Consider the following 12,072-nt stretch of genomic DNA (forward strand, 5'->3'; position numbering starts at 1 on the left):
AACCGGGTGGGCGCTGCACCATCTACGGAGCGGTCTAGCAACCAAGGCTGGACGGCATCCGCCCACCCTTTGCCCGAGGGCGACTCAGGCAAATCCACAATACAAGGCTGGACGACCAAGGGTCGGCCGGCAGCTCTGCGCCCTTGCGACGCAAGAGGCCGGCCGCGGATCGCGCGTCCGGCCGACAGTCAGCCCATCAGGCCTTCGCAGTGGTGCTTGCAGTGCGCGCGGGAAGCTTCCAGTCCGGTCGCGGGAAATGGCAGGTGTAGCCGGTCGGGAAGTGCTCCAGATAATCCTGGTGCTCCGCTTCGGCCACCCAGAAATCGGATTCCGGGACCACTTCCGTGACCACCTTTCCCGGCCACAAGCCGGACGCATCGACATCGGCGATCGTGTCCACTGCCACCTGCTTCTGCTCGTCGCTTGTGTAGAAGATTGCCGAGCGATAGCTGGCACCGAGGTCGTTGCCCTGGCGATTTTTCGTGCTGGGATCGTGGATCTGGAAGAACAGTTCCAGCAGTTCGCGATAGCTGACTTTCGCCGGATCGAACGTGATCTCGATCGCCTCGGCGTGCGTGCCGTGATTGCGATAGGTCGCATTCTTCACCTCGCCGCCGGTGTAGCCGACGCGAGTCGACACCACGCCATCACGACGTCGGATCAGATCCTGCATGCCCCAGAAACAGCCGCCAGCGAGTACCGCGCGTTCGTTGCTCATCGAATGTCCTCCACCTGGTCGAGATACGCGCCGTAGCCTTCGGCGTCCATCGCATCGCGCGCAACGAAGCGCAGCGATGCGGAATTGATGCAATAACGCAGGCCACCGCGATCGCGTGGACCGTCGTCGAACACGTGCCCGAGGTGGCTGTCGCCATTGGCGGAACGCACTTCGATACGCGTCATCCCGAGCGTCGAATCCTTCAGCTCATTCACGTTCGCCGGCTCGATCGGCTTGGTGAAACTCGGCCAACCGCAGCCCGATTCGAACTTGTCCGACGAGGCAAACAGCGGTTCGCCCGAGACGATGTCGACATAGATACCCGGCTCCTTGTTGGAGAGCAGCGCGCCGGTGCCGGGACGCTCGGTGCCGTTCTGCTGCGTCACGCGGTACTGCTCGGGGCTCAGCGTCGAAATGACGTCGGGATTCTTCTCGTAGGTGCGCATGGTCTTCTCCGGTTTCGAGCGTCCGATCTGCGCCCGGCCGTCGCCGATTTCAAGCGCGCAATGGTGCAAGGCTGCACCAAGGAATGCGGGCTTCATTCACGCATGGACTCACTCAGGACCGGACCGGTGACGTCGTCCTTTCAACGCGCCGCGAGTCCACGGAATACGCATGAAAAAGCCGCGCGGCCGTGGGGAGCGGCTGCGCGGCAGAGGTGTCGTCCACGCGACTCGGCCCGGGGGGAACGAGGCGCCGACGAACGTTCGGGTGGTTTCTCTTGATGTCCTGCGGCAGGTGTCCTTCGATCGCCAACGTTGTGGTCCGGCCAGTTGCACCGGGTCATCGACGTCCGAATGGCGGCCTTTGGCAATCCGTCGCTCCCTGCGTGCCGCGATCCTCGCAAATCGCTGCCTGCTATTGACTAAACGTCAATCGGCGACCAAAACCGACATTTTTCGTGCGCCGGATGGATCTGCCCCTCGATCGCGGACCCTCAGTCGTCAAACCCGTTCGCGAACAGCGGCGGCATGTACGGCATCAGCCAGCTCATCTGCGGGCGATCGACGCTGAATCCCGAGGTGGGCTCGAGCGTGAAGATGTAGTCGCCCCACCACGGTCCGGCGGCCCACCATGTCCACCCCAGCCAGACGTCGGCATTCGCCCGCAGGTGATTCATCGCGCTGTTGACGGCGGCGCTGCAATCGCCGTTGTCCGCGCTGGCGAATTCACCGAGGAATCCCCTGTAGCCGTGCGTGCGCATCCACGTCGTCACGCCCTGCGACTGGTTCGCGCCAGTGCCCGCGGCGGAACTGCAGGTGCTCGACGTGCCGGACGAATCGCTGTCGAAATACTGGTGAAGTTCGAACGCGAAGCGACTCCCGCTGTCGGTGATCGCCAGCATGGCCGTCGCGTTCGGCGTGCCGTACCAGTTGGACGACCAGCTGTGTGCACCCGTCCACGCGTTACCCGGCACAAGAATCAGCTGCTGCGCGCCAGTGCTGCGGATGGCGACGATCGCGGCATTCGCCGCCTGCGCCCACTGCTCGGTGGGCATGCCGTGTGGCTCGTTCATCAGCCCGAAGATCAGTGCGTCGTTGCCGACGAAATGCGCCGACAGGCGCGACCAGAAATCGGCCAATGCGGAATCGGGAACGTCTGGCGTTCCGACGACGTTGCCTCGATAGCGCGCGTAATTGTGCGGATCGAGGATGACATGGAGGCCGATCGTCGATGCATGTGCGACGACTGCATCGAGCGACGCGAGATAGTTCGCCTCGAGCGGAGCGTTCAATGCCGCCTGCATCCGCTCCCATTTGAAGGCGACACGAACGACGTTCATGCCGCGACTGCGGAAGTAGTCGAGCTCCGCATTCGTCGGCCACGTGTAGTCGACATTCGGAGTGCCGGGAATCGCATTGCCGAACTCGGCGCTCGAAAGATTGACGCCTCCGAAAGTCGTGTTGGCGAGGGCCGTCGTCATCCCGCACAGCGCGATGAGCGATGCGAGCGTGACTTGGATCCGGATGGCAGGGAGGTTCACGGTGCGACTCCGGTGGTTCATCGTGTTGGCCAGTGGTTGCGCCGCGTCGTGCCAGTGCGTGTGCGCACGGGAAAAAAGTTCCGCCTCCGCAATTGTCTCCGTCGTGGGAGCGGCTTCAGCCGCGATGCTTCCGCTTCGACATCAGTCAACAGCATCGCGGCCGAACCCGCGCATACGGACGCCTGCATTGTCGCCGGGCTGATTGCCCGGCGACGTGCGCCAGGTCTCGTCAACGAGTGCCCGTACCCTCGAAGCCATCGGCGAAGAGGCGGTCGCCGTGCGCGATCTGGATCGCGTTGAGCGGCGCCGTTGCGCCGCTGCCGCTCGAATCGACCGGCGTCGCGGTCAGGGTGAAGTCGTTGCCGGACACGAAGAACACGACATAGTTGCCGGCACTGTTGTCGGCGCGCACGAAGCTTCCGTCGAAATTCGTGGCCGCGGAATCGATCGCGTCGATCGACGCGGGACGCGTGCCGGAGCCGGTGATGGCGTAGCGGGTGGTCAATGTTTCATTGCGGTTGTCGCCATCGGAGTAGACGGTGACGTAGTAACCCGCCGGATCCACTGGCAACCCGGCAATCGTCACACTCAGCGGCGTCCCGGTCGCATTGAGATAGCCGTCCATCATGTGGAAGTCGCCCGCCGTGTCGGCAATTGCAGGCTTCCATTGACCGGGCGCGTTCCAGCTGATGGAGGCTGCGGTCGCCGTGCCGGTTTCGTCGACCAGCGCGACATCGCTGCCGTTCGATGCCACCAGCGAATTCCAGTTTGGCACTGCGAGCACGCCGGCGGTTTCGGTGGCGTCCATCGGCGTGCCGGTGCCGACAAAGTCGATGCTGATCGTACCGCTGCCCGCTACCACGTCGGTGCCGTGGAGGCCGACTGTGCGTGTGTGGCTGAGTGCGCCAGCGGTCGCCGTGATCACCACAGAGGACGGATTAATCGGTGTGCCGGCTTCGGTCTGCACCGTCAACGTCCCGCTGCCCGGAGGCGCGAAGTCATTGCCCGTGAATGTGGCCGTGGCGCCCGGCGGAAGGGCCGAGACGGCGAGATGCACGGTGCCAGCGAAGCCATCGATCGACGATGCAGTGATCGTGTACGTGACGCTGTCGCCCGGATGGATGCCGGGATTGGGCGGCGCTGCATCGATCTCGAAGTCGGCGGTGGGTCGCAAGCCATACGTGCTGATCGAGGTCGAGCCGACGCCATCGCCGGGGAACGAGCCCATGTAGACGCGACCATTGATCACCGTTGGCGGGCTGAATTTCGGCCAGTTGCCCAACGCGTCGGCCGCGTGGTCGATCTCCGAGTTCCACAATTCAGTGGTGAGATGGTCGGCATCGAGAGCGCGCAACACACCGGGGTGGATGCCGCTGTTCGGATCCGATCCGCTGAACGCCATCGATGACCAGACAATGCCGCTGCCGGGCGTGCTGCCGTTGGCGGAAAGGGTCATGACACCGCCGGCCGAGCCGTTGTTGGAGAACAGCGTGGATTGCTGGACGGGAGCCGTGGTGAACGTTCCGGTTCCCCCAATGTTGAACTGGTACGCCTTGAGCGTGCTGTGGCTGTCGGCCCAGACGTACATCCACGGTCCGACGCCACCGTCGCGGTTCCAGTAGACCGTGCCGCCCTTGATCTGCTGGCCGCCATTGGAAAACGCCTGGACGATGTTGGTATTGCCGGTACCAACGCCGAGATGGCCCATGTCGGCGGTATGCGTAACGAAGAACTTGCCGCTCTTGCCACCACCGACAACGAGGTCGGTGCCAGGAATCAGCAGCGGCCCGGAGCCGCCGAGATCGGAGTCCGACCCGTTGAGGTCGTCGACTTCGTTCGGCGTGAACCAGTCGAGCAGCGGAGTATCCGCAGTCGGCCCGAATTTGATGAACGACTCGCCGAAGGTGCTGGCCGGATCGGAGGGGCCGTGACTGACGTCGTAGGGTCCGTTGCCAACCATGTAGTAGACGTTCCCGTCGGCATCGACGGCTGGCGCGCGCCCCGACATCCAGATGCCGCCGCCATTGAAGCTGGTACTGCCCGTTGGACTCGACGACCAGATCTTCGTTTGCTGCAGAGTGGTTGCGTCGTGGACCATCACCCAACCGTGATAGTTGAACTGGTCGCTGTGCCCGGCCCAGGCGATGAAGATGCGCCCGTTCGAGTAGGCGAGGCTGGCCCGCTGATGTGCGATCTTGGGATCAAATGTCAGCGTGCCGCCTGAACTTCCCGCCGAGCTTCCCGGCACGCTGCCGCCGAGGATCACCGGACTGTTCGGCATCTCCTGCAGCGTGCGGATGTCCAGTGCATGCAAGCGCTGGCAGTACAGGCTGTTCGGAGTCGGATTGGGTCCGGGAAACGGCGGGATGCAGGGGGCCGTCTCTTTCGTACGGGCAACGAGATACATCGTGTTGCTCGCCAGGTCGATGTGTGGAGTACTTTCGACGCCGACATTGCCGATGATGTTGTCGGTCGGAACGCCAATTTCCGTCATCGTGTTCGGACGTGAACCCGGCACTTCGGAGGTGAGATCCAGAGACAGCAGCGGCGTGGTCGTGGCCGAGTCCGCATCAAAGGCATACACCCAGTCGTTCATCGTCACGATGTAGACGACGTTGTGTGTTCCCTTCCCGGGAATCGCGACGTTGCGCACGTACAGCGGTTGCGCATAGACCGAGCCGCTGACCGGGTACGACCACAGCTTTCCGAATCGCGCGGGGTTGACGTTGGCGGTCGTCAGCGTGGTCTCATCGAGGTTCGCACCGAGGCGCGCGTCGTCGTAACGCTCGGTCACCACATCGTTCGCCGCGACAGCGTCGGCGGACATTGGACCACAGATACACAGGATGACCGCCGCAAAGAAACGCAGCGAAGGTACGACGCGCATGGATGATCCCCTTGGTTTGATCGCCGACTCTAGCAGACGGCTGCGGCGCGCCATGGTTGGCGCACGCACGCTGTGCGGATGATCGCGCGTCGACCTTTCATCATCGTTCCAGCGAGATGCGCCGTTCATGGCTGCCAGCGGGCCATCTCGAGTGGGTCGACTGGCTCTGCCGACGACGCGCCCGTCAGCCGCGGTGTTCGGGACCCGAACGCGTCGACAGTTGAGTCGCGGTCTGCTGGCGCGCGCGGGACATCTGACGTTCCGCCCAGCGCTTGAGAACCCGCGCCCGATGCGCGCCCGACTGCGGATCGCGCACCACATCTTCGACGCTCGCGAGCAGTGCGTCGACGCTTCCGCGCGGCGGCGCGGCGTCGCCACGCCCGTGCGACCAGGTGTCGATCCACTCGTCGGTCTGTTGGCCGAACCGGAGCACTGCGCGAAAGTACTGTGGCTCTTGCTTCTTCAATGAAACAAGGTCGAGCGCTGCTGCCGCAAGCGCAACGGGCGCCAATACCAGGTCGCGGCCCGCACTCAGAAGAAGCTTGATCTGCAGCAGTGCAACCACCCGGATGAGAGGAGTGGCCGTGCGTCGGGTCGTGTCGTCCATGATCGAACGGTACTGCACTTCGGTCCCCGCTGGAATCGCGGCACGCGACAACAGTCCGCGGCGTTGCTTTTCCCTCGAGCCACCATCATCGTTTGTGACTGTTCCGTCCGATTGATCGCTCGACCGATCGAGGATTCATCTCGCCGATTCGCCAGGAGCCAAGCATGTCCCGACTTTCCGCTTTTCCGATCAGCCAGCGATGGCCAGCCCGGCATCCCGACCGCCTTCAGCTCTATTCGCTCAATACGCCAAACGGCGTGAAGGTGTCGATCATGCTCGAGGAGACAGGGCTTCCCTATGAAGCGCACCTGGTCGACATCATGAAGAACGAAAGCCATTTGCCGGAATTCGTTCGCCTGAATCCGAATGGCAAGATTCCGGCGATCATCGATCCCGACGGGCCCGGCGGAACGCCACTCGCACTGTTCGAATCGGGTGCGATCCTGATGTATCTCGCGGACAAGACCGGCCAGTTCATTCCGGCCGATCCGGCGCGCCGCTGGGAAACGATCCAGTGGCTGTTTTTCCAGATGGGAGCCATCGGTCCGATGTTCGGCCAGCTCGGCTATTTCAACAAGTTTGCCGGCAAGGAGATTGCCGACAAGCGTCCGCTGGAACGCTATGTGACCGAATCGAAACGCCTGCTCGGCGTGCTCGACGGACGGCTGGACGGCGGTGCCTGGGTCATGGGCGACGACTACACGATCGCAGACATCGCAACGCTCGGCTGGGTGCGCATCCTGATCGGATTCTACGAAGCGCGTGATCTCGTCGGATTCGACGATTTTCGCAATGTGTCCGCGTGGCTTGATCGTGGGCTTGCTCGTCCGGCAGTGAAGCGCGGGCTGGAAATTCCGGCGCGCGCCTGATGCCGCGGAGTCAGGGCAGCGCGGGTACCGACGGCGGCAGCAGTTTGAGCGTTGCCTCGTCGAACAGGGGCGTGTCCTGGCCCGCGTGCACGTAAACGAAGTGGCGGCTGCCGGCGGCAGGCTGGGTTTCGAAATAATCGATGCTGTCGTCACTCGCGCCATACGGCCCGCACGGTGGCTCGGGGATGTCGTTCGGATCCTGCGTCTTGGCCAGTTCCTTGCCGTACGCAGCATCGGGCACAAACGCGTAGCGCTTCACTCCAATCGGCGTCCCGATGCCCTCTGCGCGAAAGGGTGCGAGCACGCATCGCGCTGCCACGGCTTTTTCGGTTGCTGCGGCGAAGACACGCTTCATCCCGGCTTCGAGGGATTCACTTCCGGCAAGATCGAACACATCGATTACCGGCTCCGGCGCTCCACCGTCCGAATAGCGCTGCGCCAGCGAATGGCCGACCACAAGGAAATCGATTTTCCGGAAACCGAAATCGCAGCGCTGCACCCAGCTCTGCAGTCCGATGTCTGCGTCGACGCGCTGTTCCCACGCACATCCTTGTTGCGGTTTTCGCGATGGCGACACCGCGGTCGAGGACGCGTTGGTCGCGACAAGCGCGCCAGCCATTCCGAGCGTGGGCAGGAGGTAGCGGCTGATCATGGGATGGGCGCTCGGACGGGTTGTGGGGGTGGCGCCCATCGGAATCGGGCACCGGTCTGGGTTATCTTAAGGGGCTGCCGGGACCGCCGTCGACGTGCGCGACTTGCGACCGCTCCGTCCGATGGACCCATCCGCGTGCCTGTCGCAAGGCGACTCGTCCGGACTGTCCGACATTCGCTTTCGCCTCCGATGATCCCCCGCGCCATGACAACGATTCCCACTTCTGCGCCCGCCGAGTCCACGCAGGCAACGACCACCGATCGCCTGATCGAGAGCATTGCTGCACTCGAGACGATCGCTGCGGACCGAACCCTGCTCGATGCGCTGCCGGGAGATGTCCGCGCGCGTCTGCACACCGCGGTTGCGAAGCTTTACCAGCCCGATCCGGTGGCGCGTCGCCAGCGCATGAAAGCCGCCGAGCGCGAACGCAGTGCGGCACGCATCGAACGCGAGGAAGCGTTGCTGCACGCGACCGGTATCCGCGAGCTGCGGCGCCGACCCGTCTTCACGACACCGAACGTGTTTCCTCCCGAAGGGTTCGTGGCGCAGGACAGCGAGGACAACGAACCCGAGCGGCGTGAATCGATCGAGTTGCAGCACTGCTATGTGTGCAAGCAGAAGTACACGTTGATCCATCACTTCTACGACCAGTTGTGCCCGACCTGCGCCGCGTTCAATTTTGCCAAGCGCGGTGAACTTGCGGATTTGCGCGGCCGCGTCGCACTGCTCACCGGCGGACGCGTCAAGATCGGCTATCAGGCCGGTCTGAAGCTTCTGCGTGCTGGCGCGACATTGATGGTCACGACGCGGTTTCCGCGCGACTCCGCCGCGCGTTACGCCGAGGAGCCGGACTTTGGCGACTGGGCCGATCGGCTTGAGATCTTCGGGCTGGATCTGCGTCACACGCCGAGCGTCGAGGCGTTCTGCCACGAGCTGGTGTCGACGCGCGACCGCCTCGATTTCATCGTCAACAACGCGTGCCAGACCGTGCGGCGCCCGCCCGCGTTCTACGAACACATGATGGAAGGCGAGACCGCCGCCACGCACGATGTGCCCGAGCACCTGCAAAAACTGCTCGGTCGCTATGAGGGCCTGCGGCGCTACGACATGTTGCCCGAGAGCGGCGCCATCGCATCGCTTGCATCCGGCATCGCGAACGAGGGCTTACCCGGGCTCACGCGCGCCGCGGAGCTGTCCCAGGTTCGTCTTCTCGATGACGAATTCGCGAGCCAGCAGCACCTGTTTCCGCAGGGACGGCTCGATCAGGATCTGCAGCAGGTCGACCTGCGCGGTCGCAACTCGTGGCGACTGCTGATGGCCGAAGTGCCGTCGGTCGAGTTGCTCGAAGTGCAACTGGTCAATGCGATCGCGCCCTTCATCATCAACGCGCGCCTGAAGCCGCTGATGCTGCGCACGCCCGAACGCGACAAGCACATCGTCAATGTGTCGGCCGTCGAAGGACAGTTCTATCGCAACTTCAAGACGACCCGGCACCCGCATACGAACATGGCGAAGGCCGCGCTCAACATGATGACGCGCACGTCGGCGCTCGATTACCTCAACGACGGCATCCACATGAACGCGGTCGACACCGGCTGGGTGACTGACGAGGATCCGGCCGACATTGCCGCACGCAAGGTCGTCGAGGAACGGTTCCACCCGCCTCTCGACATCGTCGATGGGGCAGCGCGCATCGTCGATCCGATCATTGCCGGCTTCAATAGCGGCAAGCACGAATGGGGCAAGTTCCTCAAGGACTACCGGCCGACTGACTGGTGACGCGTGTGACCGACCGCGCGAAGCTGCTGAAACGCGGCCCGCAGATGTTGTACTGTGGCCGGCAGTCCGTTCGCCATCCAACGCCTTGGGGAGTACACGTTCAATGAGCAGCCGATCGATCGCAGGTCCTTGTGGATTTCCTCTCGCAGCGCTCGCGTTGGCGTGCAGCAGTGCATTCGCAGCGCAGGTCGACCCGGCGCTGGTTGCGCAGGCGGTTCGCGACGGACGTGTCGAAACACTGATCGTGCTGCCAGACCAGGACCGCCCGGTCCTTGCGCCCCTCCGCGGCAACGCCGACTACAAGCTGCGTCGTCGGGTCCTCGTGGACACGTTGCGCGATCGCGCGCAGACGCAACAGGCTTCGCTGGTCGCGTGGCTCTCCAGCCGCGGCGTGGAACATCGCGCGTACTGGATTTCCAATGTCGTCTGGGCGCGGGTGTCGGCGAGCGATCTCGCTGCGTTGGCGACGCGGTCCGATGTTGCGCGCGTTGATGCGAACACGAAAAGCGCACTGAAGTTGCCGATCGTTGATGCGTCAACACCGGCACCCTCCGCGGTCAATGCGATCGAGTGGGGCGTGAACAAGATCAACGCGCCAGCGGTGTGGGCGCTCGGCTACACCGGCCAGGGCGTGGTGATCGCCGGCGAAGACACGGGCTACAAGTGGGACCACGTGGTCCTCAAGCCGCAGTATCGCGGTTGGGATGGAACCACTGCCGACCACAACTACAACTGGCACGATGCGATCCATGCCGGTGCAGCTGCGAACAGTTGCGGTTTCGACATGCAGGCGCCCTGCGACGACAATGGCCACGGCACGCACACCGCAGGAACATTTGCTGGCAGCGATGGCGGCAGCAACCAGACGGGTGTTGCGCCGGGCGCGAAGTGGATCGGCTGTCGCAACATGGACGCGGGCGACGGAACTCCGGCGACGTACATCGAGTGCATCGAATGGATGATGGCGCCGACCGATCTGGCCGGAGCGAATCCGGATCCCGACCGTGCTCCGGACGTCGTCAGCAACTCGTGGGGCTGCATTCCTTCAGAAGGCTGCACCGCCGGCGACGAAATCAAGACCGCGGTCGACAACATTGTCGCCGGCGGAATCTTCTTCGCGGCGGCCGCCGCCAACGATGGTCCGGGCTGCAGTTCGATTACCTCACCACCGGCGATCTACGACTCGGCGTTCGTGGTGGGCGCCACCGACAGTTCCGATGCGATGGCGGGCTTCTCCAGTCGCGGTCCGGTACTCGCGTCGTCGTTGATCCGGCCGGACGTATCGGGTCCGGGCGTCAACGTGCGATCGGCCTGGAAAAGCGGCGGCTACAACACGATCAGCGGCACCAGCATGGCAACGCCGCACATTGCCGGAGCGGCAGCGCTTCTGATGTCGGTGAAGCCGGAGCTCAAGGGCCACCCCGATCAGGTCGGCGAGCTTCTGCGCGCGAGCGCGACGAGGCAGGGCATCACCGATCCGGGGAACTCCGGTTGTGGTGGACTCACGATGGCGGACTGGCCGAACTACCAGGCAGGGTACGGGCGCGTCGATGTCTACGCCGCTGCACAGTTGGCACTCGCCGCTCCGACGTTGTCGAAGGCATTCGAGCCCGCATCCATCCATGCAGGGGAATCGAGCACGTTGACGTTGACGCTCGGCAATGCCGGAACCAACACCGCGACAGTGACGGACACACTCACCGACACGTTTCCCGACGGCCTCGTCGTTGCGGATCCGGCGAATGAGTCGACGACTTGCACCAGCGGCAGCGTGACGGCGACGCCCGGTGTGCCGCACGTTTCGCTCGTCGCCGGCGCCGAGATCGCCATCGGTGAAACCTGTACGGTGACGGTGGACGTCACAGCCGCAGAGCCAGGCAGTTACGTGAATCTGGTTCCGGCAGGCGATTTGCAGACCACGTCAGGCGCGAGCACGGGCGATGCTGTGGCAACGCTCGAGGTCGTCGTGTCCGACGTGATCTTCGACGACGGATTCGACGATGGAGCTGCACTCCGCTGAGTCCATGCCCGTGCGCGATCGCGATGCCGGGGGTCACACCCTCGTCGTCGCGATCTCCTCGCGTGCACTGTTCGATCTTGGCGAAAGCCACGACCTGTTCGAGCGCGATGGCGTCGATGCGTTCGCGCGCTATCAGATCGAGCGTGAAAACGATCTGCTTGCGCCCGGCATCGCGTTTCCGCTGGTGCAGAAACTGTTGAACCTCAATCGCGCCTCGCCCGAGGCGCCGCACGTCGAAGTGATCCTGCTGTCGCGCAACTCCGCCGATACCGGCTTGCGCATCTTCAACGCGATCGAGCACTACGGCCTGGCAATTTCGCGTGCCGCCTTCACGCGCGGCGCACCGACATTCCCGTATGTGCATGCATTTGGCGCTGACCTGTTCCTGTCGGCCAATCCGGACAGCGTGGGGCAGGCGCTGAAAGCCGGCATCGCTGCCGCGACGATACTTCCGTCGAAGGCGCCGCAGCGCCAGTACGAGCAACTGCGCATCGCATTCGATGGCGACGCCGTGCTGTTCGGCGACGAATCGGAACGCGTGAGCGAGGAGGGCGGC

Annotated in this window: 10 protein-coding genes; 4 read left to right on the forward strand and 6 right to left on the reverse strand. The window is 63.8% G+C overall.

Going from position 1 to position 12,072, the window contains the following annotated elements; translation table 11 throughout:
- Positions 1-196: 196 nt before the first annotated feature.
- The 5 genes from msrA to ABIV12_RS09990 form a co-directional block, all read right to left on the reverse strand.
- Positions 197-718 carry a peptide-methionine (S)-S-oxide reductase MsrA gene (gene msrA / locus ABIV12_RS09970; protein ID WP_348058793.1) on the reverse strand — a complete coding sequence of 174 codons (522 nt, stop codon included), beginning with the start codon at positions 716-718 and terminating at the stop codon, positions 197-199.
- The gene (msrB, locus tag ABIV12_RS09975; RefSeq protein WP_348058795.1) at positions 715-1,164 is read right to left on the reverse strand and encodes a peptide-methionine (R)-S-oxide reductase MsrB; all 450 of its coding nucleotides are present in this window, start codon (positions 1,162-1,164) and stop codon (positions 715-717) included. The genes msrA and msrB overlap by 4 nt, the downstream gene beginning before the upstream one ends.
- Before the next feature lie 491 nt (positions 1,165-1,655).
- Positions 1,656-2,702, reverse strand: coding sequence for a glycoside hydrolase family 5 protein (locus ABIV12_RS09980; RefSeq protein WP_348058797.1), 1,047 nt, complete (start codon positions 2,700-2,702; stop codon positions 1,656-1,658).
- 229 nt (positions 2,703-2,931) lie between these two features.
- On the reverse strand, positions 2,932-5,589 hold the full coding sequence (locus ABIV12_RS09985) for a hypothetical protein (protein WP_348058799.1): 2,658 nt from the start codon (positions 5,587-5,589) through the stop codon (positions 2,932-2,934).
- Between the two features lie 184 nt (positions 5,590-5,773).
- The gene (locus ABIV12_RS09990; protein WP_348058801.1) at positions 5,774-6,214 is read right to left on the reverse strand and encodes a hypothetical protein; all 441 of its coding nucleotides are present in this window, start codon (positions 6,212-6,214) and stop codon (positions 5,774-5,776) included.
- Positions 6,215-6,360: 146 nt separating this feature from the next.
- Between ABIV12_RS09990 and ABIV12_RS09995 the strand changes: the two genes are divergently transcribed.
- Complete coding sequence (locus tag ABIV12_RS09995; protein ID WP_348058803.1) at positions 6,361-7,065, forward strand: glutathione S-transferase N-terminal domain-containing protein; 705 nt, start codon at positions 6,361-6,363, stop codon at positions 7,063-7,065.
- Between the two features lie 10 nt (positions 7,066-7,075).
- Here the strand turns inward: ABIV12_RS09995 and ABIV12_RS10000 are convergent, their stop codons facing one another.
- The gene (locus ABIV12_RS10000) at positions 7,076-7,717 is read right to left on the reverse strand and encodes a hypothetical protein (RefSeq protein WP_348058805.1); all 642 of its coding nucleotides are present in this window, start codon (positions 7,715-7,717) and stop codon (positions 7,076-7,078) included.
- A 204-nt stretch (positions 7,718-7,921) separates the two neighbouring features.
- On the opposite strand from ABIV12_RS10000, the gene ABIV12_RS10005 reads away from it, so the two are divergent.
- The 3 genes from ABIV12_RS10005 to ABIV12_RS10015 form a co-directional block, all read left to right on the forward strand.
- Complete coding sequence (locus ABIV12_RS10005; protein WP_348058806.1) at positions 7,922-9,496, forward strand: SDR family oxidoreductase; 1,575 nt, start codon at positions 7,922-7,924, stop codon at positions 9,494-9,496.
- 103 nt (positions 9,497-9,599) lie between these two features.
- On the forward strand, positions 9,600-11,516 hold the full coding sequence (locus ABIV12_RS10010; RefSeq protein ID WP_348058808.1) for a S8 family serine peptidase: 1,917 nt from the start codon (positions 9,600-9,602) through the stop codon (positions 11,514-11,516).
- Positions 11,497-12,072: 5'-nucleotidase (locus ABIV12_RS10015; protein ID WP_348058810.1), on the forward strand; the 576-nt coding region annotated here is incomplete at its 3' end. The genes ABIV12_RS10010 and ABIV12_RS10015, both read left to right, overlap by 20 nt.

Origin of the sequence: Dokdonella sp., from assembly GCF_039926425.1 — a bacterium.
Classification (GTDB): domain Bacteria; phylum Pseudomonadota; class Gammaproteobacteria; order Xanthomonadales; family Rhodanobacteraceae; genus Dokdonella_A.